Here is a 25,829-nt window from a genome sequence, read left to right on the forward strand (position 1 = left end):
CACGAGGGGAAACCCCTCACCCGGCTCCGGGGCCGGTGCGGGCCGCCGGCGGGAGGGGGCGCCGCAGCGACGAACGCGGCGGGCGGGCCCGCCAGGCCTCCAGCAGGTGCGCGGCCAGCCGGTCCTCCAGCAGTCCCGTGGCCCGCACTCCGAACGTCACGTCCGCCGCCAGTTCCGGTTCGGCCGCCAGGAGCCCGCCGATCACGTCGTGCCGCAGCACCTGCTCGTGGACGGCGTCGGCCTCGATGTGCTCGGTGTAGAACAGCCGTGCCCGCGGCCCGGCGCCCAGCCGGTCCAGCGCCCCCACCATCGCGCGCGCCGCGGGCGGCGTGGTGATCTCGGCGGCGGCGAAATGCCCGACGAGGGCTCCGCGAAGCGCCCGGTGCAGCCCGAAGCACGACATCATGGTGACGGTCGCCAGCATCGGGGCGGGTGCCGCGTCGACGTAGGCGCCGTAGGACGGGTCCAGCCCCAGGTCCTCCAGGAGGTCGGCGTACAGGCCGGCGTGGATGCGGTCGGCGCGGCCGCCGCCGAACTCGTCGTGCTCGACCGCGACCAGCGCCGTCTTGGCCCGGCCCTGCAGCCGCGGGATCGCCCAGGCGTGCGGGTCGGCCTCCTTCAGGTGGTAGACGGAGCGGTGCGCTGCGTGCTCCAGAAGCTGCCACCGCTCGCCGGCGTCGCGCAGATGCCCCGCGACGCCGCCGTTGCCGTCCGGTTCCTCCAGCAGCCCGCCCAGGACGTCCTCCAGCTCCGCCCGCGCTTCGCGCCCGCCGCTGGCGGGCGGTGCGGTGCCGGTGCGCAGGGCGTCGAGGAAGACCGTCTCCAGCGCGCCGCGCAGCCGCAGCAGTTCGGGGTCCCACTCCCAGTCCGGATCGACGCCGGCGTAACCGCGATAGTGCAGTTCGTAGCAGACGTGCAGCGCCAGCTGCAGATCCTCGCCGTAGGGGTCGGCGGACACGGCCTCCCGCAGCGGCGGCGCCGGGGGCGGCCCGCGAGGGTCTCGATCACGGCGCGTGACAGCGGGCCGCGCGGTTGCGGCGGGACGGGCGCCGTGTCCGGCCCGCGTCCCGGTGGCCGCGGTGCCGCGCCCGGCTCGGTCGCCATGGCCCCTCCCCGTGGTCGGGCGTGCATCGCCCCCGGGATACCCGCTCACCCGCCGCCCCATACGCGGCCCGCGCGGCGCCCGCTCGCGCGGCGGCGCAGCGGGGCGGGGCGGGGCGTCAGCGGACGGGGCGGGCCAGGGCGCCGGTCAGGAAGAGGGCGGTGACGGCCGCGGCGGCCTCCTCCACGCCCATCCGCTGCCGGACGACGCGCGACACCACGCCCTCCAGCAGGCTGAAGTACAGCTCGGCGAGAGTGTGGACGGGCAGGTCGCCGCGCAGGGACCCGTCGGCGGCGCCGCGCTCGAACACCGCGCGCAGCGGCCCGACGAGGCGGGCGTCGACGCGGCGGGCCTCCCCGGGGCCTTTGTCGAGCAGCCCCAGCGCCCGGTACCGGCTGATCGCGGCGATCGTCGCGCGGGTCATCCGGGCGATCGCCTCCTCGGTGGAGACGCTGTCGAGGTCGGCGTCGGCCAGCCGTGCGGTCAGGTCGGCGAACGCCGTCTCGTAGAGGGAGCGCAGCAGCGCGCCGCGGTCAGGGAAGTACCGGTCCAGGGTCGCGCGGGCGACGCCCGCGGCCCGCGCGATGTCGGCCATGCTCGCCTGCTCGCCGCGTTCGGCGAGCACCGAGGCCGCCGCGTCGAGGATCCCCGCGCGGACGTGGTCGCGCACCACCGTGCTCCTGGTCATCGCCCGCAAGGCTACAGCCCCCTCACCTCCGTCGACGGGACGTTTCGTTCGCGGGACACGCCGTCTCACCGTTGAACCGGCATGCGGGGCCGGGCACGGGCCGGGCGTGCCCTCACCCGGTGACCGGGACCTCCACGTGCCCGGCGGCGCCGCGCCGCACGACCGCGCGGCCCGCCGTGACCCGCGCGGCCCACGCCGCGAACTCCTCCACCCGCTCGGCCGGGACCGCCACGTCCGCCTCGACCCCGGCGCCGTACCGGACGGCGGACGGCTGCGCCCACCGCGCGTGCAGGTCGCCGAGGAACCGGCCCGCCAGCGCGTGCCCGACCACGGCCGTCACCGTCACCACCGTCCGCAGTTCCACCACCCCGGCCGCGTCGACCGCCCCCGACACCGCCTGCCCGTAGGCGCGCACCAGCCCGCCCGCCCCCAGCTTCACGCCGCCGAAGTGGCGGGTGACGACCGCCGCGGTCCCGGTCAGCCCGCGCCGCACCAGCACCTCCAGCATCGGGATCCCGGCCGTCCCGGCCGGTTCCCCGTCGTCGCTGCTCCTGGTGATCTCGCCGTGCTCGCCGACCACGTAGGCGGTGCAGTTGTGGGCGGCGTCGCGGTGCGCCCGGCGGTGCGCGGCCAGGAACGCGACGGCCTCGCCCTCGTCGGCCACCCGCGCCAGCGTGCAGGCGAACCGGGAGCGGCGGATCTCCAGCTCGTGCGTGACGCCCCGGCCGATCATGCGCACGGCCGCCGCCGGGGGGAACGCGGGCCGAGGATCATCGCCCGACCCTACCGGCCGCACGCCCCTCTCCCGAGCGCCCGGACCGGCCCGTCCGGGTCACTCCTCCGGGTCACTCCTCCGGGTGCGGCCAGGGATTGGGGCGGCACCCGTACAGCGACTTGGTCTGCTGCACCATCACCGGCGCCCGCTCGCCCGCGCCGGGACACGACCGGTGGCCGTGCCCGAGCGCGTGCCCCACCTCGTGGTTGACGAGGTACTCCCGGTAGGACAGGACGTCGCCGCCGTAGGAGTCGTCGCCCTCGGCCCACCGCAGCGCGTTGATCACCGACCGTTCGCCCTCGCGGCACGACAGCTCCCCGCCGGTGATCAGCGGCGCGCACACGCGGTCGGTCAGCGCCGGGCTCGACAGCGACACCCGGAACCGCACCGGGCCCTCGCTCACCCGCCGGAACCGCATCTTTCCGCCGTGGCCCCAGCCGCGCGGGTCGTTGAGGACGCGGTGCACCGCGGCCGCGAACCCGCCGCCGGTGAACGGCAGCCCCCGCTCGACCTCGACCAGGTACTCCACGACGGGCCCGCCCGTCCCGGCGGGCGGCTCGGCGGTGCCCGGCACGACGGTGTACGCGCCGGCCGCCGACCGCGGGACGTCCACGGGTGCGGGCTGCCGCCGCCCGTTGACGAGCGGCCCTCCATCGGCCCGTCCCGGCGCGGCGGCCGCGCCCGGCGCGGGTGCGGCCGCGGCGTCCGCCGGGCCGCTCGCGGGCGTCCGGGCGGGCGTCCGGGCGGGGGTGCCGGCGGTCCGGGGCGCCTGCGCGGGCCCGGGGCGCGCGTCCCCCGGCACGGTCTGGGACAGCACCGCCGCACCGGCGCCCAGCGCCAGCGCGGCGGCCGTGCCCGCCGCCCACCGCGCCCGGCGGCGGGACCACCGGCGGCGCCGGGACGGCCGGGGCGCGGCGGCCGGGTCCTGGAGATCGTGCACGGTGCTCCGCTCGGCGGTCGGGCACCGGAAGGGCGGAAAGCGGCGCGCCGCCGCACGGCCGGGAGCCGCGCCCGCGCGCCCCCGTGCGCCGCCGGTGCGAGGAGATCGTCACTGATCGTGACGGTGATGATCGTAACGAAGGCGCCCGCCGCGGGCGCCCCCCGGGGGGCTCAGATCAGGTCGAGCAGGTCGGCGATGGAGGCCGCCACCCGCGACGGGCGGAAGGGGAACCGGCCGATCTCGTCCTCGCGCGTCACCCCGGTGAGCACCAGGATCGTCTCCAGCCCGGCCTCGACGCCCGCGACGATGTCGGTGTCCATCCGGTCGCCGATCATCGCGGTGGACTCGCTGTGCCCGCCGACCCGGTTCAGCGCCGTCCGCATCATCAGCGGGTTCGGCTTGCCGACGAAGTAGGGGTCCACCTTCGTGGCCCGCGTGATCATCGCGGCGACCGCGCCGCACGCCGGGAGCGCGCCCTCGGGGGACGGGCCGATCGGGTCGGGGTTGGTCGCCACGAACCGGGCGCCGCCCTCGATCAGCCGGATCGCCTTGGTGATCTGCGAGAAGCTGTAGGTGCGGGTCTCCCCCAGCACCACGTAGTCGGGGTCGATGTCGGTCAGCACGAAGTCGTTCTCGTGCAGCGCCGTCGTCAGGCCCGCCTCGCCGATCACGTACGCCGAGCCCTGCGGGCGCTGGTCGGCCAGGAAACGGGCGGTCGCCAGCGCCGACGTCCAGATCGATTCCGCGGGCACCCGCAGCCCGAGCGCCGCCAGCCGCGCCGACAGGTCGCGCCGGGTGTAGATGGAGTTGTTGGTCAGGATCAGGAAGGGCTTGCCGGAGGCGGCGAGGCGCTCCACGAACTCCTCGGCTCCGGGGACGGGCCGCCCCTCGTGCACCAGGACCCCGTCCATGTCCGACAACCAGTACTCGATGGGCCCGCGCTCGGTCATGTCCCCATTGTCGCAGGTGACGATCACCGCTCCGGACGGCCGACACCTCGGCGGGCGGCGGCCGGGCCCGGACGGCCACCCCGGACGGCCACCCCGGACGGCGGGTGGGCCGGGGCCGCGGGGGACGCGCGGGCGGGCCGGGGCGTTGACCGGGACGTGACGCCGGTCATACATTTCCGGGACGGCGCACCGAACCATGTTCGGCGTACGGTGCCGGGCGGGGGCGCCGCGACCGCGGGAGGCGCGAACGTGCAGAGCATCGCCGAGGTCCGGGCCGCCATGACGGCCCCCGGGCAGCCGTTCGAGATGGACGAGGTCGACATCCGCGGGGTGCGGACCCGCGTGTGGAAGCACGCCCCGCCCACCCTGCGGGACGTGCTGGAGGCGTCCCGCGCCCACGGCGCGGCCGACTTCATCGTCTACGAGGACGACCGGCTGACCTTCGCCGCCCACTACGCGCGGGCCGCGGCGTTCGCCCGGGCCCTCACCGAGCGGTACGGGGTCCGCAAGGGAGACCGGGTCGCGATCGCGATGCGCAACTACCCGCAGTGGTCGGTGGCGTTCTTCGGCGCGGCCGCCGCGGGCGCCGTCGTGGTCCCCCTGAACGCCTGGTGGAGCGCCGCGGAACTGGAGTACGGGCTGCGCGACAGCGGAGCCGCGGTGCTGGTCGCCGACGCGCAGCGCGCCGAACGCCTCGCCGGCGCGCGGCCCGCGCCGGACCTCACCGTCCTGGTCGCCCGGCCCGGCGCGGACCTCCCGCCCGGCGCCGCCGACTTCGACGCCGTCGTCGACGCGGCGCTGGCCGCCGCGGGCGGCCCGGCGGCGGCCGTCCCGCCCGACGTCGCGCTCGCCCCCGAGGACGACGCGACGATCTTCTACACCTCCGGCACCACCGGGCGTCCCAAGGGGGCACTGGGCACGCACCGCAACATCACCGGCAATCCGATCGGCCTCGCCTACGGGCTGGCCTCCGCCGGGGTCCGCGCGGGCCGCGCGCTTGGGGAGCTGACGGCGCCGCAGCGCCGCTGCACGCTGCTGAGCGTCCCGCTGTTCCACGCCACCGGCTGCCACTCGGTGCTGGTGTCCAGCGCGCTGCAGGGCGGCACCGTCGTGCTGATGTACAAGTGGGACGTCCCGACGGCGCTGCGGCTCATCGAGCGGGAGCGGGTCACCGGGTTCGGCGGCGTCCCCACCATGGCCTGGCAGGTGCTGACCTCCCCCGACTTCGGCGAATACGACACCTCCAGCCTGACCGGGGTCAGCTACGGCGGCGCGCCCGCCGCGCCGGCGCTGGTCGACAAGATCCGCGAGCGGCTGCCCGAGCGGGTGCCCGGCAACGGGTACGGGCTGACCGAGACGTCCTCGGTCACCACCTACAACGGCGGCGTGAACTACCTGGAGCATCCCGACAGCGTCGGCCCGCCGGTGGCGGTCTGCGACGTCCGGGTCGTCGGGCCGGACGGCGCGGAGGTGCCGGCGGGCGAGGTCGGCGAGCTGCTGATCAAGGGCCCCAACGTCATCAAGGGGTACTGGAACCGGCCCGAGGAGACCGCCCGCGCGTTCGTGGACGGCTGGTTCCACAGCGGCGACCTGGCCCGCGTGGACGCCGACGGGTTCGTCTACATCGTCGACCGGGCCAAGGACATGCTGATCCGGGGCGGGGAGAACGTGTACTGCGCCGAAGTGGAGGCGGCCCTGTACGAGCATCCGGCGGTGGCCGACTGCGCGGTGATCGGTGTCCCGCACGACGTGCTGGGCGAGGAGGTCGGCGCCGTGGTCGTCCCGCGGCCGGGCGCGTCCCTCACCGCCGAGGAGGCGCGGGAGTTCCTGGCCGCGCGGATCGCGGCGTTCAAGGTGCCCGCGCACTGGTGGCTGCGGGGCGAGGACCTGCCCCGCAACCCCGGCGGGAAGATCCTCAAGACGCGGCTGCGGGAGGAGCTGCTGGGCGCCCCCCGGTAGCCGGGGCCCGGTGGCCGGGTCCGGCCGCCGGGGCGGGGTCCGCGCGGCGGAGGGGGCGTCCCGGGAACCGGTTCCCGGGACGCCCCCTCCGCCGCGTGCGCGGTGGCGTCAGACGTTCACGCCGAAGTCGGACGCGATGCCCGTCAGGCCCGAGGCGTAGCCCTGGCCGACGGCGCGGAACTTCCACTCGTCGCCGTTGCGGTACAGCTCTCCGAACACCATCGCGGTCTCGGTCGAGGCGTCCTCCGACAGGTCGTAGCGCGCGATCTCGCTGTTGTCGGCCTGGTTCACCACGCGGATGAACGCGTTGCGGACCTGGCCGAAGTTCTGCTGGCGGCTGTCGGCGTCGTAGATCGACACCGGGAACACGATCTTGCTGACGTCGGCCGGGACGGTGGACAGGCCGACCTTGATCTGCTCGTCGTCGCCCTCGCCCTCACCGGTGAGGTTGTCGCCGGTGTGCTCGACCGAGCCGTCGGGGCTCTTGAGGTTGTTGAAGAAGATGAAGTGCTGGTCCGACAGGACCCGGTTCTCGCCGTTGAGCAGCAGGGCGCTGGCGTCCAGGTCGAAGTCGCTTCCGGTCGTGGTGCGCACGTCCCAGCCCAGACCCACCACCACGGCGGTCAGTCCGGGAGCCTCCTTCGTCAGCGAGACGTTGCCGCCCTTGCTCAGACTGACTCCCACTGTTGCTACCTCCGTATCGACGGCGGGTGCCGGTCACCCGCGCGGGTCTCCTACGAGAACGGTAGTGACCTCGCGCGGGTTCCCCCGCATCCTCGGGCAAGTCGCGGCGTGGCGTGCACGTTTGTCCGGTTTGGCCGTCGTGTTGTGCGCGTCCCCGGCCCCGGGGACGGCGTGCAGGGAGCGCGACGCCCGGGAGCGCGAGGCCGCGCGGCCGGGTCAGCCGGTGGGTCAGCCGGTGAGGAAGGCGGTCGGCGCGGTGATCTCGGCGGGCAGGTCGAACGCGGCGGCGAGGTCCCCGGCCCGCGGGGCCAGCTCGTCGCACACCCGGCGCCGCGCCGCCCACACCTCCTCCAGCGCGCCCGGCGGCAGCACCCCCTCGTTGAGCAGGTCGGCGGCGCGCCGGTCGATCATGTTGAGCGCGTGCAGGGTCAGCACCGGCCGCAGCGGCGCCGGGCCGGTGTCCAGGGCGCGGCCGAGGATCTCCACGGTGATGCGGTCGGCGCAGGCGGTGGCGGTGCGGGCGGCCAGGACGAGGTTGCCGTTCCACGCGGTGAACGCGTCGGCGCCGGCGTCGCGGGCGGCGGCGACGCGCGCGGCGAGGCGGTCGCGCATCCGCCGTTCGGTCTCGGCCGCCAGCCACCGCCAGACCGCCGGGGAGGCCGGGTCGCCGCCGCCGGGCGGGCCCGGTTCGGCGGGCGGGGGCGTGTAGCGGTCCAGGTCGGCCATCGCGCGGGCGGTGTCGTAGAGGATCAGTTCGTTGTCGCCGCCGGCGTTCATGTAGGCGTGCGTCAGGCCCCGGTAGGCGTTGAGGCGTTCGACGGCGGCGAAGCCGGGGGCGCCGCTGTGCACGCGGCAGGCCGACACGGTCTCCTGCGCCTGGACGGTCGCGGCGGCCTTCAGCAGCGCCAGGTCCCGGTCGACGGCCGACCAGGGTGCCCACGCGGTGTCGGGACCGGAGCCGGCGGCGCCGCCGGCGGTGGCGCCGGGCGCGTCGGCGGAGGTGCGGCGGGCCTGGACGTGCGCGGCGAGCGCGGTGAGCGCGTACCCGGACGCGAGGGCGCCCAGCACCGCCTCCCGCTGGTTGGCGTAGTCGGTGAGGGCGCGGCGGGGCGCGAGCCGCCCGAGGGTGGCGCGGCCCGCCGAGTGCGCCAGCAGCATCCCGGCGGAGGCGCGGGTGATCGCGGCCGAGGCGGAGATGACGGCCCGCCACACCGCGGGCGCGATCGCCATCGAGCGGGTGAGCCGCGCGGCGGGCATCCCGGCGGGGTCGTGGAACTCGCCGCCGGGGCCGATGGACGCGCCGTCGCGCAGCCACGCCTCGTGGGGGACGTGCAGCCCGTCCAGGCGGACGGCGCCGTAGTCGATCTGCAGGCCGCTCGTCTCGGGCGCGGGGACGATGCGGACGCCGTCGGTGATGCGGCCGCCGGGCCCGCGCAGCGGCACCATGAACACGAACACGCCGCGCTCCCGGCCGCCGTGCTCGAGGGTGGCGTAGACGGCGGCGGTCTTGGGCAGCGCGGGGTGGGCGGTGTTGGTGGGGAACTTGGCGGCGGCGGCGTCGGGGGTGGACAGCACGAACCCGCCGGTGGCGGGGTCGTGGCGCGCGATGGTCCGGGGCGAGAGGTGGCTGTTGCTGCGGCCGACCTCGGTCATCAGCAGGGTGCCGAAGGAGTCCATCGAGGCCAGTGCGGCGCCTGCCGCGCCGCCGGGTCCGTCCGGTCCGTCCTGCTGCCCGGCGCCGAACCGCAGGACCGGTCCGTAGGCGAGGGTGTAGTGCAGCATCGTGACGTGGAAGAGGGCCGGGTCGGCGATGGCGGCACGTTCCAGCAGCGCGCACAGCAGCGGCGGGTCGTCCAGCAGCCGGGCGGCGGGCGGGGCGGCGAGCCCGGCGCGGCGCAGCCGCCGGTAGGTGAGGGCCTGGCGCTCGCGGGCGGTGAGCCCGTCGGGGTAGGAGAAGCAGTCGGCGGGGACGGCCTCGGCGAGGCGCCGCCGGGTCTCCTCGTCGCGGGCGCCGCCCCGCACGAAGGCCAGGAGGGCGGGGTCGGGGGCGCCGCCGGCGTTCATGGGCCCGGGCGCCGCCCCCGCGTCCGGCGCGTCCGAGGGCGCGGGGCCGGGGCCGTGGGTGGTGTCGGGGGTGGTGCCGTGGGTGGTGTCGGTCATCGCGGCTGCTCCCGTCAGGCGGTGGGGTCGACGGCCGCGCTGGCGGCGGCCTTGCCGGACGGCGCGGCGGCGCGGCCGTCGGAGGGGCGGCGGGGCCGGTCGCGCAGCGGGACGAGGGTGCGGGCGCCGGGCACGCTGAGGCGGGCGCACTGGCACAGCGCGTCGCCGGGCCCGGCCTCGGTGAACACGGTCGCGCCCGCGGCGGCGACCTCCCGCAGCGTGTCGGGGAGCCGGACGGGCTTGACGATGCAGTCGGCCAGCGCCCGGTGCAGGTCGTCGTCGTCGCGGTAGGCGCGGCCGCGCACCGGGGAGTGCACGGCGATCTCCATCGGGCGCTGCGGGAACGCGCGGATGGTCCGGTACCACTCGTCGTCGGCGCCGGCCATCGCGGGATGGTGCGACAGGTAGGGGACGGCGAGGCGGACGGCGCGGACACCGCCGTCGCGGGCGGCCTGCAGGACCCGCTCCAGCGGCGCGTCCGGCCCGGACACCACCGTGACGCCGGGGGCGTTGAGGCAGGCGACGACGACGTCGGCGGTCCCGGCGGCGGCGATGCGGCCGCGGGCGCCGTCCTCGCCGGTCTCCAGCAGCGCCATGCCGCCGCCGGCGCCGCGGCGGGCCAGGACGTCCACGAGCGCGACGGCCATGCGGGCGCCGTCGGTGATCGTGAACGCGCCGGCCGACACCGTCGCGGCGATCTCGCCGAAACTCTGCCCGACGGCGATGCCGGGCGCGACGCCGGCGGCGCGCAGCGCCCGGTCGACGGCGACGGACGCGGCGTAGCCGCACAGCTGCGCGACGCCGGGCGCGCGGGCCGCCTCACGGTAGGCGGCGGGGTCCTCCAGCAGGATCCGCCGCAGCGACGGCCAGCCGGTGGAGGGCAGCCCCTCCTGGACGGCGTCCAGGACGTCGGCGACCGCGCGGGCGGCGGGGCCCGGCGCGGCGAGGGCGGGGAGGTCGGGGACGGCGGCCGATCCGGTTCCGGCGAACAGGAACGCGCACACGTCGTCGGGCTTGAGCTCGTCGGCCGGGCGGAAAGAGGGCGAGGCCACGCGGTGTCTCCTTACCTGGAAGGAAGACTCTCATTTCTTTTCGGATAAAGGCCGCTGAACATCTCGATATAGAACGGAAATCCCGAATTGGGATTATTCACTCATAAGATCGGTCTCGCAACCGTCGGTGGCACACCGGAATCCGGAGATCAGCGGAGGTCCGCGCACGCTCGGACCGCCCCGCGCGACCGCCGGTCCGGCGGCCGGACCAGCGAGCGGATGGAGCGACCGAAATCCGGCCGCGCGACCGGCGGCGCGAGGCCGATCAGTGACGGCCGGCCCGGACCGTCCGGCCGTACCAGCCGAGAATGCAGCCGACCACGATCACCGGCGCACGCCGGGCGCGAGGGAGCGACGCATGACCTGGCCGAAGCAGCGACCACAGACCGCACGGCGGCGCACCGGACCGCGGGAGAGCGCACCGGGCGGGCGGGCCCCGGGCTGGGCGATCCGCGGCACCGGTTCCCACCTGCCGCGGCGGCGGGTCCGCAGCGAGGAGGTGTCGCGCTCGCTGGGCCTGGAACCCGGCTGGATCGAGCGCCGCACCGGGATCCGCGAACGCCGCGTCGCCGGGGAGTCCGAGGCGTCCTCGGACCTGGCCGCGCACGCCGCCCGCCGCGCCCTGGCCGACGCCGGGCTCGGCCCCGACGACATCGGCCTGATCGTCCTGGGGACCTCGACGCCCGACGAGCTCGGACCGTCCACCGCCTGCCGCGTCCAGGCGCTGCTGGGCGCCCGGCACGCCGCCGCCTTCGACGTCGCCGCCGCTTGCACCGGCTTCGTCTACGGGCTGCAGACCGCGGTCGGCTGGCTGGCCACCCAGCGCGGCGCGCCGCCGTGCGCGCTGGTCATCGGCGTGGAGGTGTACTCCAAGTTCCTCGACCCCGGCGACCGCGGGACGGCCGCGCTGTTCGGCGACGGCGCCGCCGCGGCCGTCGTCGGGCCCGTCCCCTCCCCCTACGGGATCGGGCCGATCACGCTCGGCTCGGACGGCACCCGCGCCGGCGACGTGCTGATCCCCGCGGGCGGCGGCCGCCGCCCCGCCTCGGCCGAGACCCTGGCCGGGAAGGGCCACACCATCCACATGGACGGCCGCGCCGTCCGCGATTTCATCACCGCGACGTTCCCGCGGCTGGTGGCCGACGCCGTCGAGGAGGCCGGGATCAAGCCCGCGGACCTGGCGCTGGTCGTGCCGCACCAGCCGAACCCGGCGCTGGTCGCCTCGCTGGCGCCGGGCGCCGGGCTCGAGCCCGGGCAGCTGGCCATCGCGGGCCACGACGTCGGCAACATCGGCGCCGCCAGCCTCCCCTACGCGCTGGACACCGCGCTGCGCGCCCGTCCGGCCGCGCCCGGCGGCCTGGTGCTGCTGGCGGGGTTCGGGGCGGGCCTGACCTGGGGCCGCACGATCATCACCTGGCCGCCGACCTGACCTCGGCGCCGGGCACGAGGACGCGCGGGACGGCGGGCGGCCGGAGCCGCCCGCCGTCCCGGTCCGGCACCGTCAGCGGCGCAGCGCGCCCAGCAGTGCCCGGGTCTGGGCGCGGGTCTGGGCGCGGCGGTCCCAGGCGACGACGGCGAACACGGCGCCGAGCGCGGCCGGGAACAGCGCCCACGCGGGCTCGATCACCAGGATCTGGGTGAGCACGGCACCGATCATCAGGCCGATCAGGCCGGTCGCGGCGAGCCCGGCCAGCCGGGGGATCACCAGGCCGACCGCGCCCGCCACCTCGACGGCGCCGACCAGGTAGCGCATCAGGTCGTTCCAGCCGAGCAGGGCGAAGGTCTCGACGGCGTCCGCCTGCCCGGCGAGCTTGGGCAGCCCGGACGCGAAGACCAGGAACGCCGAGATCAGGATCTGCGCACCCCACAGGACGCGCCGCGGGGCGGGGCGGCGCCCGGCGGTGGGGGCAGCGGCGGTGGGGGCGTGGGTCGCGGTCATGGGGGTGGTCCTTCCCTGCGGTGTCTCATCGGCCTTTCACTGACGCGTCGCACGGCGCCCCGCCGGATCGACATCCACCCGGACATTTCTCAAAATTCTTCTGGACACCCCGTCGTCGCAGGTCAGCACCTCACCAGATGTCAGGTGCGCGGGCCGGAACCGGTGGCCGCGGTCGCGGGCGGCCGGCGCGACCGGGGCGTCCGCGCCCACGCCGGGTCGAGCGTGGTCGGCTCGGCGTCGGCGACGGGCACCGCCCCCGGGCCTGCGCGCGGGTGCGCGAAGGGCGGCACCCCCACCGGCGCCGCGCCGGGCACGGCATCGTCGGGGCCGGGCCCGCGCTCGTCCCGGCACGGCGGGTGCGGTGGACCGCGCGGCGCCCCGCCCGCCGCCGGCGGCGCGGCGATCGCCGCGCCGCCGGGGTCACCAGGGGGACAGGACCAGGGCCTGGACGGCCAGTGCGGTGAGGGCCTGCGCGGCGAGCCAGGCCCGCGCCGGCGGCCGGTGCACGGCCGCGGCGACCGTGATCCACGCCGCGAACGGCACCCAGATCCGCTCCACCTCCCCCTTGGTGACCCCGGAGAAGTCCAGCGCGAGGACGCCCAGCAGCGCCGCGGCCGCCGGGAGCGCCGTTCCCAGGCCCGGCACGGCCGCGCGCAGCCGCGCGGCCCGCCCCGCGGCGCCGAGCGCGCGGGGCAGGGCGTGCGCGACGGCGGGACCGGTGAGCAGGCCCAGCACGGCCAGGTTCGCGAACAGGAAGTACCAGTAGGGCCGCTGCGCCGACCCGCCGCTGATGAGGTAGGTGTCCAGGGTGGCGCGGACACCGTCGGGCCACCAGAAGCCCAGCAGGGTTAGCGCGGCGGGCACGGCCGCCAGGCCCGCCGCGCCCGCCGCGAGCACCGCCCGGCGGGGACGCGCCCGCACCAGCACGGCGAGGGGGACGGCCAGCAGCGGCAGCAGCCCGTAGCTGAGGTAGGGCAGGGAGCCCAGCAGGATCCCCGCGCCGGCCGCCGCCGGGACCGCCGCGGGGCCGGCGCGGCGGGCGGCGACCGCGGCCAGCGCCGTCCCCCACGCGCCGACGCCGAGGAAGAACGCGTCCATGGAGGTCGCGACCCACACCGCGAGCGGCGCCAGCGCCAGGAACGGGACGGCCGCCCGCGCGGCGTCCTCCCCCGCCGTGCACCGCACGGTGATCGCGATGGCGGCCGCCGCCGACGACCCGGCGGCGATGATCGCCGCGGCGAGCCAGCCGGTGCCGCCGAGCCCGGCCGACTCCAGCGCCCACAGCACCAGCATCGGCCCGGGCGGGTGCCCGCGCACGTGGGTGGTGTAGGCGTAGAGCCGGTCGGTGAACGTGCGCAGGTATTCCAGGACGTCGGGGCGCAGCTGCGCCATGCCCGCCGGGTACTCGGTGGGCGCGTCCAGCGGGGCGGTCAGCGCGCCCGTCCCGTCCGAGGCGGCCAGGGCCACCGCCCACAGCGCGGCGCCCGCCCACGCGGCGAGCGGCAGCGCCCGCCAGGGCAGCCGCCCGGCCAGGACGGGCAGGGCCGCGACGCCCGCGGCGGCCAGGCCCGCGGCGGGCAGCAGCTCCCAGGTCAGCGGACGTTCCCGCGCCCGCGCGTGCAGCGGCGGAAGGTCGTCCTCGGTGGCGATCCCGGCGCGGCGCAGCCACCATCCGGCGGCGAACGCGGCGACGATCGCCGCCGCCCACACCGCCACCGCGGCGCGCCCGCCGCGCGGCGCCCCGGTGGCGCGGGCGGCTTCGCGGGGCCGGGTCGTGGCCGTCACGGTGCGCCTCCCGGGGCGGGGCGTGTCCCGCCGGGCGTTCCGGCGGCCTCGTCACCGGCCGCCCCCTGGTCGGCCCCCTGGTCGGCGTCCTGGTCGGCGTCCTGGTCGGCGTCCTGGTCGGCGTCCTGGTCGGCGTCCTGGTCGGCGTCCTGGTCGGCGTCCTGGTCGGCGTCCTGGTCGGCGTGGTCGTCCGGTGGTTGCGCGGGCGAAGGGCCTCCGGCGGAGTCCTCGCCGTCCGGGGGGTCGCGGTCGTCCTGTTCCCCTTGCGGGGGCGCATCGGGCGCGGCACCGCCCGCGGGGGCGGCGTCCCGCGTCCGGGCGCGCCGGACGCGGACGGCGGCCGCCACGGCCGCGGCGACGGCGATCGCGGTGAGGACGACGGCGAGGTTGCGGCCGTAGGGCAGCGGCAGCCGGGAGGGGACGTCGGCGCGGCGGCCGTGCCCGAGGACGAGCGGCAGCGCGACCAGCGTCAGGCACCCGGCGGTCACCAGCGCGGCGCGCACGGGCGCGCGGGCCGGGGCGGGCAGCCGCCCGGTCAGCGCCCCGGCCGCCAGCACGGCCGGGACGAGGACGGCGTCGTGCGCGAGGACGGGCACGGCGAACCACAGCGCCCAGCCGGTCGTCTCGAGGCGGGTGAGGACGCCGTGCAGCCCGACGGCGATCAGCGCCAGGCCCGCGACGCCCGCCAGGACGCGGCCGAGGCCGGTACGGGGGGCGGTACGGGGGGTTCTCATTCGACCACCAGCCGGTGCACCCACTTGGTCTGCATGACGCCGGGCCGGTTGGGTGCGATCAGCCGGCACGGGTAGCCGTGGTCGGGGTGCAGCGGCTCACCGGCGATCCGCAGCGCCAGCAGGGTGAGGGGGTCGTGCCAGTGGGCGGGCGCCACCCGCGAGGTGCGGTAGATCCCCCAGGTCTGCAGCGACTCGACCCGCACGTGGGCGCCGTCGTCGACGCCGGCGAGGCGCAGCACGTCGCGCAGCCGCACGCCCTCCCAGGTCGCTCCGGCGCTCCAGCCCTCCACGCACGCGATCGGCAGCCGCGCGGTGCGCGGCGGGAGCGCGCGCAGGTCGTCCAGGGACAGGACGACCTCGCGGCGGACGCGTCCGGTGACGGTGAGGCGCCAGGCGGGGTCGCGGGCGGCGGCCAGCACCCCGGCCCCGGCGGCGGAGGTGTTGACCGGGACGCCCTGGGGGCCGGTGCCGGGGCGGCGCGGCGCCAGCAGCGCGAGCCGTGCCAGCGGGGCGAAGGTGGACCCGGCGGTGGTCAGTGCGACGGCGCCGCCCGCGCCGGCGACGGCGAGCAGGAACCCGCGGCGGCCGACCGCGTCGCCCGGCCGGGTCATCACCGCGCGGCGCGCGGTGGGCCATTCCCGCGCCGCGTGCACCAGCAGCGCGCCGATCAGGATGTAGGACGTCCAGTAGTGCGCGGTGGTGAACGGGAACGGGAACGCGTACCAGTAGGAGATGTTGAGGACGCCGGTCACCAGCTGGAACAGCGCGCCGCCCACCAGCAGCAGCACCACCAGCCGGTATCCGGCGTCGGCGGCCGAGCGCGCGGGCGGCCGGCGCAGCAGCCGCGGGTAGACGGCCCACAGCTTGGCCAGCAGCAGCGGCACCGTCGCGAGCCCGCCGATGACGTGCAGGCCCTGCGTCACCCGGTACAGGTTCACCGGGCGGGACGGCCACTGCGCCCAGCCGGGCGGGTGCTGCATGTAGTGGCTGATCAGGCCGGTGACGAACGCGGTGGTGAAGGCGGCGGCGAGGGCGGCGCCCAGCAGCGCCGCGGTCCGCTCGCCGCGCAGGGCGCTGGTGAAGCGGCCGGCCGGCGAACCCCCCGCCCGCGGGGACGGGGACGGGGGCGGGGGTGGTGTCAGGGGCGGTGTCAGGGTGCGGGGCGGACGGTGACGAACCATCGGCCGGCCTCCTCCCAGGTCTCGGTGACGGCCGCCCCGCAGGACGCGGCCAGGCCGGCGGCGGCGTCGGCCGACACCCGCGCCCAGGGGAACCACTCGCCGATCGCCGCGCCGGACCGCAGCCGCAGCGGCTCGGTACCGGACGCGGCGCCGGGCGGTTCGACCTCGGCCAGGATCCGGGAGCCGGGAGCGGCCAGGGCGATGGCGCGGCGCAGCAGGGCGGCCGGGTCGCCGCCGATGCCGATGTTGCCGTCGGCGAGCAGCACGGTCCGCCAGCGTCCGCGGCCGGGGACGTGCCCGAACACGTCCCGGCACAGGGCGGGGCCGCCGGCGGCGGCGGTGAGCGCGACCGCGGCGGGCGCCACGTCGATGCCGAGGACGGGCAGGCCGCGCCGGGCGAGCGCCACGGTGAGGCGTCCGGGCCCGGACCCGACGTCCAGGGTGGCGCCGGCGCAGCGGTCCAGCAGCCCGCCGTCGCCGGGCCGCAGCCGCAGCCAGTCCCGCAGCGGCAGGGGGCGGCGGCGGCCGTCGGCGTGCTCGATCTCCACCGGCCCGGTGCCGCGCAGGGCCTCCTCGTAGAGTTCGCCGATCACGCGGGCGCCGTCCGGTCGCCCAGGCGCCGCACGGCCGCCGCGAACCGCCGCGCCCCGCCCGCGGCGCCGCCGCCCGCCAGGGCGCCGGGCGGGCCGCCGGGCGGGTCGTCCGGTGGCGCCGCGGCGGCGACGGCGAGCGCGTCGGGCGGGGTGTCGACGTCGGTCAGCTCGGGCAGCAGCGCGACGCGCAGCCCGGCGCCGCGCAGCCGGGCCAGCTGCGCGGCGCCGGTGCCGGGCCGCGACATCGGGACGCCGCGCAGCAGCCGCGCGTCGGGGCGGCGCAGGCCCAGCAGCCAGAAGCCGCCGTCGGCGGCGGGCCCGAACACCGCGTCGCGCTCGTCCAGCGCCCGCGCCGCTTCGGCGAGCAGGGCGGGGGTGACCTGCGGGGTGTCCATCCCGATCAGGACGAGGGGGCGGCCGGCGTCGGCGTCGGCGAACGCGTGCGCGAGCCGCTCGTCGAGCCCGCCGCCGCGCTGCGGCAGCACCGCGATCCCGGCGGGCAGCCAGGGGCCGGGCGCGCCGTCCAGCACCAGGGTGCGGCGCCGGGCGGGTGCGGCGGCGACCGCGGCGAGGGTGTCGGCCAGCGCCGCCGCGGCCAGCTCGGCGGCCTCGGCGGGCGTGTAGGCGGGGGTGAGGCGGGTCTTGACGCGGCCGGGCACCGGCTCCTTGGCGATCACCAGCAGGTCGGTCGCGGGAGGCGGTGCGGCGCGGGCGGCGGGGCGCGTCACCGGCTCACCTCCGCCAGGACGCGGCGCATGTCGCGGACGGCGCGGACCGTCCCGCCGAGGGTGCCGGTCACCTTCGACTCGCCGGTGCGGGGCCGGTAGGCGACGTCGATCTCGGTGATCAGCCAGCCGTCGGCGGCGGCGCGCAGCACCGTCTCCAGCGGGTAGCCGAAGCGGCGGTCGCGCAGGTCCAGGCCCGTCAGGGCGGTCCGGCGCGCGGCGCGCATCGGGCCGAGGTCGCGCAGCCGGGTCCCGGCGCGCCGGTTCAGCGACCGCGCCAGGACGGCGTTGCCGAGCCGCGCGTGCGGGGGCCACGCCCCGCGCCCGGTCGGGCGGCGGCGTCCCAGCACCAGGCCCGCCCGCGTGCCCGGCGCGGCCTCCAGGTCGTCGAGGGCGGCGACCAGGCGGGGCAGTTCGGCGGGATCCAGGGACGCGTCGGCGTCCATCACGCACACGGTGCCGGCGGTGGCGGCCCGCAGCCCGGCGTCGCAGGCGGCCCCGAACCCGCGGACGGGCGCGTCCACGACCCGCGCGCCGTGCTCGGCGGCGACCCGGGCCGACCCGTCGGTGGAGCCGTTGTCGACGACCAGCGGCCGGAATCCCGCGGGCATCCGCGTCAGCACCCACGGCAGCGCCTCCGCCTCGTTCAGGCAGGGCAGGACGACGTCGATCACGACCCGGCCCTCCCGTCCCGGGCCGGCGCGGCGCCCGCCATGGCGGCTCGCCCGGGCGGGGCGGGCGCGGCACCCGCGGGCAGCCGGGCGAACTCGGCCATGCCCTCGGCGAACGGCACCCGCGGGGAGAACCCCAGCTCGCGGCGCGCCCGGTCGGGGCGGGCCACGATGTGCCGCACGTCCCCGAGCCGGTACCCGCCGACGACCTCGGGCGCGGGCCCGCCCAGCGCGCCCGCCAGCGCGGCGGCCATGTCCCCGACGGTGCGGGGCTCGCCGCTGGCGATGTTGTAGGGGCGCAGCCCGCCGGGTCCGGGCGGCCCGGCCGCGATCCGCTCCAGCGCCAGGACGTTGGCGCGGGCGACGTCGCGGACGTGCACGAAGTCGCGGCGCTGCGCGCCGTCCTCGAACACCAGCGGCGCGCGCCCGTCCAGCAGCCGGGACCGGAAGATCGCCGCGACGCCCGCGTAGGGGGTGTCGCGGGGCATCCGCGGCCCGTACACGTTGTGGTACCGCAGTGCCGCCGCGGATCCGCCGGTGGCGCGCGCCCACGACGCGGCCAGATGCTCCTGGGCGAGCTTGGTGTCGGCGTAGACGTTGCGGGGGTCGGGCGGGACGTCCTCGGCGACGGTGCCGGGCTCGAGGGTGCGGCCGCAGCGGGGGCAGCCGGGGTCGAACCGCCCGGCGTCCAGGTCCCGGGCGGGGCGCGGGCCGGGACGGACGGCGCCGTGGGTTCCGCAGCGGTAGGCGCCCTCGCCGTACACGACCATCGAGGACGCCAGGACCAGGGCGGTGACGCCGGCGCGGGCCATCTCCGCCAGCAGGACGGCGGTGCCCTGCACGTTCACCGAGGTGTAGTCGGGCAGGTCGGCGACGTCGACGCCGAGGCCGACCTTGGCGGCCTGGTGGCACACGGCGTCCGCGCCGGCCAGCAGCCGCGCGACGGCGGCGGCGTCGCGCACGTCGGCCGGGCCGGTGCCGTCCTGGCGGGCGCCGGGGCGCGTGTCCAGCCCGCGGACGTGGTGCCCGGCGGCCTCCAGCGCCTCGGCGACGTGCGAGCCGATGAAACCGGCCGACCCGGTGAGCAGTACGTTCATGCGGACGAACGTAGGCCGCTCGGTCCGCCCGGACGGCCGGGAACGGGCCCGCGCGGCCACCTCGTCAGCGACTCGTAAGATCTTCCGCCGTCCCGGCCCGGCCGGGGTGCGCCCGGCGGGCCGGGGGCGGGCCGGGGGGCGGGGTCAGGGGGCGGGTGCGGTGCCGCCGGGCGCGGCGGCCAGGAGCGGGGCCAGGAGGTCGGCGGCGCGGTCGACGTCGGCCTCGGTGGTGCTCAGGTGGAACGCGCAGCGCAGCCGCCCGGCCCGCACGGCCGCGATCACGCCGGCGGCGTGCAGCCGGTCGGCGGTGCCGTCGGGGACCGGCAGCGACACGATCGCCGAGTCGCCGGGCGGCAGGCCCAGCGCGGCTCGGAACCGGCGTGCCAGCGCGACGTCGTGGGCGTGGATCGCCGGGACGCCGACGCGTTCCAGCAGTTCCAGCGCCGGGGCCTGCCCCACCCAGCTCGCCCATGCCGGGGACAGGTCGAAGCGGCGGGCGTCGGCGGCCAGCCGCAGCGGCGTCCCGTAGATCGAGTCCCAGATGTCGGCGCCGCCGTACCAGCTCGCCCCGACCGGCGGCAGGGCGGCCAGGGCCTCCTCGGTGCCGGCCAGGAACGCGGTGCCGCGCGGGCCCAGCAGCCACTTGTACCCGCCGCACACCAGCCAGTCGGCGCATCCGGCGGGGACCGGCAGCCATCCGGCGGCCTGGGTGATGTCCAGCAGGACGCGGGCGCCGTGCGCGCGGGCCGCGCCGGCCAGGTCGTCCATGGGGACGGTGCGGCCGTCGGCGGACTGCACGGCCGAGACCGCGACCAGGTCGGTGCCGGCGTCGATCCGCTCGACGATCGTGTCGAGCGGGACGGCGGACACCTCCAGGCCGGGGCGGGCCAGGAACGGGAACAGCAGCGAGGTGAAGTCGCCCTCGGCGACCAGCACGCGGGCGCCGTCGGGCAGGGACGCGGCGACGAGCCCGACGAAGTAGGACACCTGCGCGCCGCACGCGACGCGGGACGGCGGGAGCCCGACGATGCGGGCGAACGCCTCGCGGGAGCGGGTGACCGACGCGTCGGGGCCGCGGGCGGTCATCAGTCCGGCGGCGCGGTCGCGTTCGGCGGCCAGGACGGCACGGTGGGCGGCGCGCGGCGGCAGCCCGTAGGTGGCGGTGTTGAGGTAGGCGACGTCGGCGGTGAACTCCCGCTGCGCTTCCCGGACGGAGATGCTCATGCCCTCATCGTCGCCCACGGGCCGGCGGCGCCGCGCCCGCGCGTCTCACGGGGGCGGGGGTGCGGCGGCGCGCGCCAGGCGGCGGGCGAGGACGGCGAGGCGGTCGGCGAGCTCGGGCGGTTCGCGCACCTGGAAATCCAGGTCGAGGAAGGCGATGCGCAGCGCCGTCCACTCCAGCGAGTCGGGGGCGGTGCGCACGAGGCAGGTGCGCTCGTCGACGGGTTCGATCTCGGCGCCGGTGACGCGGAACCGGTCGGTGAGCTCGGCGGCGGAGGCGTGCACGGTCAGCACCGCGCGCCCGACCGGCGCCCGGCGGGCCAGGGAGCGGGTGACGAACGCGGCGGCGTCGGCGGCGGGCAGGGGCCGGGGCGGGGTGCGGGCGCCGGTGGGGTGCGGGGTTCCCATGCGGTCGACGCGGAACGTCCGCCAGTCCGCGCGTCCGGTGTCGTAGGCGACCAGGTACCAGCGGCGCCCGGCCGACACCAGCCCGTGCGGCTCGACGACCCGCACGTCCCCGTCCCCGTCCCCGTCCCCGTCCCCGTCCCCGTCCCCGTCCCCGTCCGGGGCGGGGGCGGGCGGGGCGCCGGGGCGGTAGGTGAAGCGGACGCGTTCGTGGTCGCGGCAGGCGGCGGCGAGCACGGCCAGCGCGGCGGGGTCGACGGTGGGCCCGGCGGGCGGTCCGGTCAGCGGGGTGGTGGCGGTGTGCAGCGCGCTCACGCGGCGCCGCAGCCGGGCCGGCAGGACCTGCTCCAGTTTGGCCATGGCCCGCACCGACGCCTCGCCGATGCCCTCGACCGCTCCCCCGGTGGCGGTGCGCAGCCCGACGGCGATCGCGACGGCCTCCTCGTCGTCCAGCAGCAGCGGCGGCATGGCGGCGCCGGCCTCCAGCCGGTAGCCGCCGGCGGCCCCGAGGTCGGCGTGCACCGGGTAGCCCAGCCCGCGCAGCCGCTCGATGTCGCGGCGGACGGTGCGGGCGCTGACGCCGAGCCGTTCGCGCAGTTCGGGGCCGCTCCAGGTGCGGCGGGTCTGCAGGAGCGACAGCAGCCGCAGGAGCCGTCCGGAGGTGGTGTCGGTCACGCCCGCCAGTATGCCGCCGAAAGAGGCCGGTTCCCGTCCGCTTCGGGTGCCGGAGACGGCCCGCCCGCCGGGCGGTGAGTTCCGCGCCGCGCACGGGTCCATTCGTGTGAGACCACCGACCGGAGGAGGACACGATGACCGAGCGCGAACCCGTCGAGACCCTGGACCTCGACATCTACGACGGCGGCCCCCTGGAGTGGGGCACGGCACGCGCCGCGCTGGTGGAGGGGCTGCCGAAGATGGAGACGCCGGTGTTCCTGGGCACCGTCCGTCCCGACGGCCGCCCGCACGCCGCCGGCGTCGGCGCCCAGTGGTACGACGGCGACCTGTACTTCACCAGCGGGCCCGGGACCCGCAAGGCCCGCAACCTGGCGGCCAATCCGGCGTGCACGCTCTCGATCCGCGTGCCGGGCGTGGACCTGGTGCTGGAGGGCGAGGCGGAGCGCGTCACGGACCCGGCGGTGCTGGAGCCGGTCGCGGCCGGGTACCGGGACGGCGGCTGGCCCGCCCGGGTGGACGGCGACGCGCTGACCGCCCCGTTCAGCGCGCAGAGCGCGGGGCCGCCGCCGTGGCTGGTGTACCGGCTGCGCGTGCGCACGGCGTTCGGCGTGGCGACGGCGGAGCCGTTCGGGGCGTCCCGCTGGCGCTTCGAGGTCTGAGCGGGCCTCGGCTCCGGTCCGCGCGCCGTGCCCGGAACGGCCGGGGGCTCGCTGTGGGGCGCACCGGCGCGGGCCCGCCGGTCGCCGGAACGCGAGGGCCGTCCTCCCCGGGGCCGAGGCGGGGCGCGCCGCCCCCGTCCTGCCCTTCGGCGGAAGGCGGGCCCGCCCGGGACGCGCCGGGGTTCCGGCCGTCCGGGTGCCGACGGCGGACGCGGCGGTGCCTGAGGTGCCTGAGGTGTCCGAGGTGACGGGGCCGCTCGACGGCGCCCGGCCGCGCGGGGCCCGGCCGGGAGGAGGCGCCCTCCGCGGGTGCGTCGCGGGGACCGCGGGTGGTCCCGGCGGGGCCGGGGCTCGGACCGTAGGCTGCGGGTATGAGCGAGCATCCTCCTCCCTTCTCCTATCTGGGCACGCTGTTCTCGCTGGAGGGGCGGGTCGCCGTGGTGACCGGCGGCAGTTCGGGGATCGGCCGGGCGATCGCCGGGGCGCTCGGCCGGGCGGGCGCGGCGGTGGTGGTCGTGGCGCGGCGCGAGGGCGAGCTGGACGGCACCGTCCGGGAGCTGCGCGGGCACGGGTGCCGGGCGGCGCGGGTCAGCGCCGATCTGGGGTCGCGGGCGGAGGTGGCGCGGGCGGCCGAGGAGGCGGCGGCGGTGTTCGGCGAGCCCGACATCGTGGTGAGCGCGGCCGGGGTGAACCTGCGCCCGCCGATGGACGAGCTGGGACGGGAGGTGTGGGACGCCACGATGGCGGTGAACCTGGACGCGCCGTTCCTGCTCGGGCAGCGGTTCGGGCCGGGCATGGCGGCGCGGGGGTTCGGGCGGCTGATCCACATCGCCTCGCAGCAGGCGTTCCGGGCGTCGGTGAGCAGTGGCGCCTACGGGGTGTCGAAGGCGGGGCTGGTGGCGCTGGCGCGGTCGCAGGCCGAGGCGTGGTCGGGGCGGGGCGTCACGGCGAACACGCTGGTGCCGGGGTTCGTGATGACGCCGCTGAACGCGCGGCTGTCGTCGGATCCGGAGATGGTGCGGGCGCTGGCGGCCCGCACGATGACGGGCCGCAACGGGCTGGCGGAAGATTTCGCGGGCGCGGCGGTGTTCCTGGCGAGCCCGTCGGCGGCGCAGGTGACGGGGCAGTCGCTGTTCGTGGACGGCGGCTTCTCGGCCCACTGACGGGCACTGCGCCGCTGCGGCACGGCACGAGAGCGAACGGGCACCGTCGGGTCCGGGCGCGCGGCGCGCCCGGGGCGGCCCCGGTCGGGGTCAGGCGGGCCAGAGGCCGGTGAGGGCGATCGCGTCGGCGGGGTCGCGGGCGTGCCGGACTCCGCCGACGGGGCGTCCGTCCTCGTCGTGGACGCGCCAGCCGCCGAGCTGCACGACGGGGGCGTGGCCGCGGCGCATGGCCAGGGCGATCTCCGACAGGGTCCCCCAGGACCCGCCGACGGCGATGACGGCGTCGGCCGCGCCGACGATCAGGTTGTTGCGGGCCTGGCCGAGACCGGTGGGCAGCACGACGGTGAGGTGGGGGTCGGCGCCGGCGCGGTCGTCGCCGGGCAGGACGCCGACGACGGCGCCGCCCGCGCCGGCCGCCCCGGCGGCCGCGGCGGCCATCACCCCGCCGTGGCCGCCGCACACGACGACGGCGCCGCGGGCGGCGAGCAGCCGCCCGATCTCGTGGGCGTCGTCGCGCCGGCGCGGGGTGCAGGCGGAGGGCCCGCACACCGCGACCTGGACGGGCGCGGGCGGCGGCCGCGGCGGGGGCGGGTCACCGCTGCGCGCCGCCCGCGCCGGTCCCGGCGGCGAGGTCGTCGATGCGGGCGGCCAGGTCGAAGTCCTTGGCGGTGAGCCCTCCGGCGCTGTGAGTGGTGAGGGTGAAGGTGAGGGTCCGCCAGCGGATGTCGATGTCGGGGTGGTGGTCGGCGGCCTCGGCGGCGCGGGCGACGCGGGTGACCAGGTCGATGCCGTCCAGGAAGGTCGCGGCCCGCACCTGGCGGCTGATGGCCTGGCCGTCGCGGGTCCATTCGGGCAGTGCGCCGAGCCGGTCGGCGACGGCGGTGTCGTCGAGGGTGTCGGCCATCGGGGTCCTCCTCGTGGTCGTCGGGTTCCGGTTGCGTCCTTCCCCGCTGGGCGGCGAGTACATCACGCCCGAGGGGGGCGCGTGGAGGGACGCTGCGGGCGGGTGCCGGTGCGGGCCGAGGTGCGGGAGGTCAGGGTGGGGGGCGGCCGGTTCCGGGCAGGCGGACGCGGGCGAGGGTGCCGCCGCCGTCGGCGGGTTCCAGCACGACGGTCCCGCCGCTCTCGGTGACCGACCGCGCGACGATCGACAGTCCCAGGCCCGAGCCGGGCAGGCTCCGCGCGGACGGGGACCGCCAGAACCGTTCGAAGACGTGCGGGAGGTCCTCGGGCGGGATGCCGGGGCCGTGGTCGCGGACGGTGAGTTCCCCGCCGGCGAGGCGGACGTCGACGGCGCCGCCCGGGGGGCTGAACTTGACGGCGTTGTCGAGGAGGTTGACGACGGCGCGTTCCAGCGAGGCGGGGTCGCCCGGGACGTACCAGGGGCTGGTGTCGTGGCGGACGGTGAGGCCGGGGCCGCGCAGCCGGGCGCGTTCGACGGCGCGGGTGACGACGTCGTGGAGGGCGACGGTTTCGCGGACGGGGCCGGTCTGGTCGGGGCGGGCGAGTTCCAGCAGGTCGCCGACGAGGTCGGACAGTTCCAGCATCTGCGCTTTGACGCTGGTCAGCAGGGTGCGGCGGGTGGCCTCGGGCAGGTCGCGGCCGGCGGCGTCGGCGCGCAGCAGCAGGTCGATGTTGGTGCGCAGGCTGGTCAGCGGGGTGCGCAGCTCGTGCCCGGCGTCGGCGATGAGGCGCCGCTGCCGTTCGCGGGAGGCGGCCAGCGCGCCGGTCATGGTGTTGAAGGAGCGGCCGAGGCGGGCGATCTCGTCGGTGCCCTCTTCGGGGATGCGGACGTCGAGGTCCTCGGTGCGGGCGATGTGCTCGACGGTGCCGGTCAGCTCGTCGACGGGCCGCAGCCCGGCGCGGGCGGTCATCAGCCCGGCGCCGGCGGAGGCCAGTACGCCCAGGGCGGCGACGGCGGCCATCAGCAGCGCCAGGTCGCCGAGGGGGTCCTGGACGTCGTCGAGGGGCAGCGCGAACGTCACCGCGGCGGTCGAGCCGTCGCCGGTGCGCACGGGGCGGGTCAGGACCCGCACGTCGGTGGTGAGCCCGTCGGGGGTGGTGCCGGTGCCGTCGTGCAGGGCGCGGGGGCCTCGCCGCGGGCGACGGCGGCGTCGGCGGCGGTGACCTGGACGGCGCCGGACCCGGGGACGGTGCAGCGTTCCCCGCGCGCGTTGAGGACCTGCGTCATCGTGACGGGGCCGCCGGGGCGGAACCCGGTCCCCGCGGTGGGTTCGGCGGTGCACGAACGCAGAACCTCCTGCAGGGCGTGCGGCGGGGGCGTGGGGCGGCGCGGCGGGGCGCCGCCGGGTCCGGGCCGTTCCCCGGCCATCCCTTCGAGGCGGTGGTCGAGTTCGCGGTAGAGCTGGGCGCGGGTGAGGGTCCAGGACGCGGCGGCGCACGCGGCGACGGCCAGGGCGACGGCGATCGCGGTGAGCAGCGCGAGGCGGGTGCGCAGCGCCAGCCGCCGGGTGCGGCCGCCGCCGGCGCCGCGGGTCACGGGCCCGCCGCCGGCGCCGCGGACCCGGCGCGCCGCGGGGGTCGCGGGCCGGGCGGGGTCGGCGGCGGGGCGGGCTCCATGTGCACACGGTAATCGGCGCCGGTGGGGAGCCCGTCCGCGGTCGGGCCTTTTTCATGCAGTTCTCAGACGGGCCCGCCGTGACCGGGGCCC

General features: G+C 77.9%; 26 protein-coding genes. 4 read left to right on the top strand and 22 right to left on the bottom strand.

The window, feature by feature from the left end; genetic code table 11:
• Window positions 1-16 precede the first annotated feature (16 nt).
• From F7P10_RS00115 to F7P10_RS00135, 5 genes are all read right to left on the bottom strand, one after another.
• Window positions 17-958: an iron-containing redox enzyme family protein gene (locus tag F7P10_RS00115; protein ID WP_254716307.1), complete on the bottom strand. Its 942-nt coding sequence runs from the start codon at window positions 956-958 to the stop codon at window positions 17-19.
• A gap of 262 nt (window positions 959-1,220) precedes the next feature.
• Window positions 1,221-1,790 carry a TetR/AcrR family transcriptional regulator gene (locus F7P10_RS00120; protein ID WP_151007506.1) on the bottom strand — a complete coding sequence of 190 codons (570 nt, stop codon included), beginning with the start codon at window positions 1,788-1,790 and terminating at the stop codon, window positions 1,221-1,223.
• A 112-nt stretch (window positions 1,791-1,902) separates the two neighbouring features.
• Complete coding sequence (locus F7P10_RS00125) at window positions 1,903-2,529, bottom strand: YigZ family protein (RefSeq protein WP_151007507.1); 627 nt, start codon at window positions 2,527-2,529, stop codon at window positions 1,903-1,905.
• Window positions 2,530-2,635: 106 nt separating this feature from the next.
• Window positions 2,636-3,505, bottom strand: a complete 870-nt coding sequence (locus F7P10_RS00130; protein WP_254716308.1) for a DUF3152 domain-containing protein — start codon at window positions 3,503-3,505, stop codon at window positions 2,636-2,638.
• A gap of 170 nt (window positions 3,506-3,675) precedes the next feature.
• Window positions 3,676-4,455: an HAD-IIA family hydrolase gene (locus F7P10_RS00135; RefSeq protein WP_151007508.1), complete on the bottom strand. Its 780-nt coding sequence runs from the start codon at window positions 4,453-4,455 to the stop codon at window positions 3,676-3,678.
• Between the two features lie 249 nt (window positions 4,456-4,704).
• On the opposite strand from F7P10_RS00135, the gene F7P10_RS00140 reads away from it, so the two are divergent.
• Window positions 4,705-6,414, top strand: coding sequence for a class I adenylate-forming enzyme family protein (locus tag F7P10_RS00140; RefSeq protein WP_368077445.1), 1,710 nt, complete (start codon window positions 4,705-4,707; stop codon window positions 6,412-6,414).
• Between the two features lie 108 nt (window positions 6,415-6,522).
• Here the strand turns inward: F7P10_RS00140 and F7P10_RS00145 are convergent, their stop codons facing one another.
• The 3 genes from F7P10_RS00145 to F7P10_RS00155 all read right to left on the bottom strand — a co-directional run bounded on the left by F7P10_RS00145 (window position 6,523) and on the right by F7P10_RS00155 (window position 10,310).
• Window positions 6,523-7,098 carry a TerD family protein gene (locus tag F7P10_RS00145; protein ID WP_151007509.1) on the bottom strand — a complete coding sequence of 192 codons (576 nt, stop codon included), beginning with the start codon at window positions 7,096-7,098 and terminating at the stop codon, window positions 6,523-6,525.
• Between the two features lie 228 nt (window positions 7,099-7,326).
• Window positions 7,327-9,258 carry an acyl-CoA dehydrogenase gene (locus F7P10_RS00150; protein ID WP_254716309.1) on the bottom strand — a complete coding sequence of 644 codons (1,932 nt, stop codon included), beginning with the start codon at window positions 9,256-9,258 and terminating at the stop codon, window positions 7,327-7,329.
• Window positions 9,259-9,272: 14 nt separating this feature from the next.
• Complete coding sequence (locus tag F7P10_RS00155; RefSeq protein WP_218040311.1) at window positions 9,273-10,310, bottom strand: ACP S-malonyltransferase; 1,038 nt, start codon at window positions 10,308-10,310, stop codon at window positions 9,273-9,275.
• A 358-nt stretch (window positions 10,311-10,668) separates the two neighbouring features.
• On the opposite strand from F7P10_RS00155, the gene F7P10_RS00160 reads away from it, so the two are divergent.
• On the top strand, window positions 10,669-11,739 hold the full coding sequence (locus F7P10_RS00160) for a 3-oxoacyl-ACP synthase III family protein (RefSeq protein ID WP_151007510.1): 1,071 nt from the start codon (window positions 10,669-10,671) through the stop codon (window positions 11,737-11,739).
• Between the two features lie 72 nt (window positions 11,740-11,811).
• Here the strand turns inward: F7P10_RS00160 and F7P10_RS00165 are convergent, their stop codons facing one another.
• The 10 genes from F7P10_RS00165 to F7P10_RS00210 form a co-directional block, all read right to left on the bottom strand.
• The gene (locus F7P10_RS00165) at window positions 11,812-12,249 is read right to left on the bottom strand and encodes a DoxX family protein (protein WP_151007511.1); all 438 of its coding nucleotides are present in this window, start codon (window positions 12,247-12,249) and stop codon (window positions 11,812-11,814) included.
• 420 nt (window positions 12,250-12,669) lie between these two features.
• Entirely contained in the window at window positions 12,670-14,034 is a 1,365-nt protein-coding gene (locus tag F7P10_RS00170; RefSeq protein ID WP_151007512.1) for a hypothetical protein, read from the bottom strand.
• Entirely contained in the window at window positions 14,031-14,768 is a 738-nt protein-coding gene (locus F7P10_RS00175; protein WP_151007513.1) for a hypothetical protein, read from the bottom strand. The genes F7P10_RS00170 and F7P10_RS00175 overlap by 4 nt, the downstream gene beginning before the upstream one ends.
• Window positions 14,765-15,949: a molybdopterin-dependent oxidoreductase gene (locus tag F7P10_RS00180; protein ID WP_151007514.1), complete on the bottom strand. Its 1,185-nt coding sequence runs from the start codon at window positions 15,947-15,949 to the stop codon at window positions 14,765-14,767. Before F7P10_RS00180 ends, F7P10_RS00175 begins: the two co-directional genes overlap by 4 nt.
• On the bottom strand, window positions 15,919-16,542 hold the full coding sequence (locus F7P10_RS00185; RefSeq protein WP_151007515.1) for a methyltransferase domain-containing protein: 624 nt from the start codon (window positions 16,540-16,542) through the stop codon (window positions 15,919-15,921). Before F7P10_RS00185 ends, F7P10_RS00180 begins: the two co-directional genes overlap by 31 nt.
• The gene (locus F7P10_RS00190) at window positions 16,539-17,270 is read right to left on the bottom strand and encodes a TIGR04282 family arsenosugar biosynthesis glycosyltransferase (protein ID WP_151007516.1); all 732 of its coding nucleotides are present in this window, start codon (window positions 17,268-17,270) and stop codon (window positions 16,539-16,541) included. The genes F7P10_RS00185 and F7P10_RS00190 overlap by 4 nt, the downstream gene beginning before the upstream one ends.
• Window positions 17,267-17,941 (bottom strand): glycosyltransferase family 2 protein, encoded by a 675-nt coding sequence (locus F7P10_RS00195; RefSeq protein WP_218040312.1) that lies wholly within the window; start codon window positions 17,939-17,941, stop codon window positions 17,267-17,269. The genes F7P10_RS00190 and F7P10_RS00195 overlap by 4 nt, the downstream gene beginning before the upstream one ends.
• Window positions 17,938-19,035 carry an NAD(P)-dependent oxidoreductase gene (locus F7P10_RS00200; RefSeq protein WP_151007517.1) on the bottom strand — a complete coding sequence of 366 codons (1,098 nt, stop codon included), beginning with the start codon at window positions 19,033-19,035 and terminating at the stop codon, window positions 17,938-17,940. The genes F7P10_RS00195 and F7P10_RS00200 overlap by 4 nt, the downstream gene beginning before the upstream one ends.
• Window positions 19,036-19,179: 144 nt before the next feature.
• Window positions 19,180-20,259: an aminotransferase class V-fold PLP-dependent enzyme gene (locus F7P10_RS00205; protein ID WP_151007518.1), complete on the bottom strand. Its 1,080-nt coding sequence runs from the start codon at window positions 20,257-20,259 to the stop codon at window positions 19,180-19,182.
• A gap of 45 nt (window positions 20,260-20,304) precedes the next feature.
• Entirely contained in the window at window positions 20,305-21,336 is a 1,032-nt protein-coding gene (locus tag F7P10_RS00210; RefSeq protein ID WP_254716310.1) for a YafY family protein, read from the bottom strand.
• A gap of 134 nt (window positions 21,337-21,470) precedes the next feature.
• Here F7P10_RS00210 and F7P10_RS00215 point away from each other — a divergent pair, with 134 nt between their 5' ends.
• Together F7P10_RS00215 and F7P10_RS00220 are read left to right on the top strand one after the other, a co-directional pair.
• Window positions 21,471-21,995 carry a pyridoxamine 5'-phosphate oxidase family protein gene (locus F7P10_RS00215; RefSeq protein WP_151007520.1) on the top strand — a complete coding sequence of 175 codons (525 nt, stop codon included), beginning with the start codon at window positions 21,471-21,473 and terminating at the stop codon, window positions 21,993-21,995.
• A 371-nt stretch (window positions 21,996-22,366) separates the two neighbouring features.
• Window positions 22,367-23,158, top strand: coding sequence for an SDR family NAD(P)-dependent oxidoreductase (locus F7P10_RS00220; protein ID WP_151007521.1), 792 nt, complete (start codon window positions 22,367-22,369; stop codon window positions 23,156-23,158).
• Window positions 23,159-23,248: 90 nt separating this feature from the next.
• On the opposite strand, the gene F7P10_RS00225 is transcribed toward F7P10_RS00220, so the two are convergent.
• From F7P10_RS00225 to F7P10_RS43710, 4 genes are all read right to left on the bottom strand, one after another.
• Entirely contained in the window at window positions 23,249-23,707 is a 459-nt protein-coding gene (locus F7P10_RS00225; RefSeq protein ID WP_151007522.1) for a dethiobiotin synthetase, read from the bottom strand.
• 43 nt (window positions 23,708-23,750) lie between these two features.
• Window positions 23,751-24,062 (bottom strand): 4a-hydroxytetrahydrobiopterin dehydratase, encoded by a 312-nt coding sequence (locus F7P10_RS00230; RefSeq protein WP_151007523.1) that lies wholly within the window; start codon window positions 24,060-24,062, stop codon window positions 23,751-23,753.
• A 130-nt stretch (window positions 24,063-24,192) separates the two neighbouring features.
• Window positions 24,193-25,194, bottom strand: a complete 1,002-nt coding sequence (locus tag F7P10_RS00235; RefSeq protein ID WP_254716311.1) for a HAMP domain-containing sensor histidine kinase — start codon at window positions 25,192-25,194, stop codon at window positions 24,193-24,195.
• Complete coding sequence (locus tag F7P10_RS43710) at window positions 25,182-25,658, bottom strand: hypothetical protein (RefSeq protein WP_254716312.1); 477 nt, start codon at window positions 25,656-25,658, stop codon at window positions 25,182-25,184. Before F7P10_RS43710 ends, F7P10_RS00235 begins: the two co-directional genes overlap by 13 nt.
• Window positions 25,659-25,829 lie beyond the last annotated feature (171 nt).

The organism is Actinomadura sp. WMMB 499 (genome assembly GCF_008824145.1).
In the GTDB taxonomy this organism is placed as follows: domain Bacteria; phylum Actinomycetota; class Actinomycetes; order Streptosporangiales; family Streptosporangiaceae; genus Spirillospora.

What these genes read in the sequence shown, in the direction of transcription:
- F7P10_RS00135 (WP_151007508.1), bottom strand. Translation starts at nt 4,455, where the DNA reads ATGACCGAGCGCGGGCCCATCGAGTACTGGTTGTCGGACATGGACGGG.
- F7P10_RS00150 (WP_254716309.1), bottom strand. Translation starts at nt 9,258, where the DNA reads ATGACCGACACCACCCACGGCACCACCCCCGACACCACCCACGGCCCC.
- F7P10_RS00120 (WP_151007506.1), bottom strand. Translation starts at nt 1,790, where the DNA reads ATGACCAGGAGCACGGTGGTGCGCGACCACGTCCGCGCGGGGATCCTC.
- F7P10_RS00160 (WP_151007510.1), top strand. Translation starts at nt 10,669, where the DNA reads ATGACCTGGCCGAAGCAGCGACCACAGACCGCACGGCGGCGCACCGGA.
- F7P10_RS00165 (WP_151007511.1), bottom strand. Translation starts at nt 12,249, where the DNA reads ATGACCGCGACCCACGCCCCCACCGCCGCTGCCCCCACCGCCGGGCGC.
- F7P10_RS00200 (WP_151007517.1), bottom strand. Translation starts at nt 19,035, where the DNA reads ATGAACGTACTGCTCACCGGGTCGGCCGGTTTCATCGGCTCGCACGTC.
- F7P10_RS00215 (WP_151007520.1), top strand. Translation starts at nt 21,471, where the DNA reads ATGACCGAGCGCGAACCCGTCGAGACCCTGGACCTCGACATCTACGAC.
- F7P10_RS00205 (WP_151007518.1), bottom strand. Translation starts at nt 20,259, where the DNA reads ATGAGCATCTCCGTCCGGGAAGCGCAGCGGGAGTTCACCGCCGACGTC.
- F7P10_RS00230 (WP_151007523.1), bottom strand. Translation starts at nt 24,062, where the DNA reads ATGGCCGACACCCTCGACGACACCGCCGTCGCCGACCGGCTCGGCGCA.
- F7P10_RS00175 (WP_151007513.1), bottom strand. Translation starts at nt 14,768, where the DNA reads ATGAGAACCCCCCGTACCGCCCCCCGTACCGGCCTCGGCCGCGTCCTG.
- F7P10_RS00220 (WP_151007521.1), top strand. Translation starts at nt 22,367, where the DNA reads ATGAGCGAGCATCCTCCTCCCTTCTCCTATCTGGGCACGCTGTTCTCG.
- F7P10_RS00180 (WP_151007514.1), bottom strand. Translation starts at nt 15,949, where the DNA reads ATGGTTCGTCACCGTCCGCCCCGCACCCTGACACCGCCCCTGACACCA.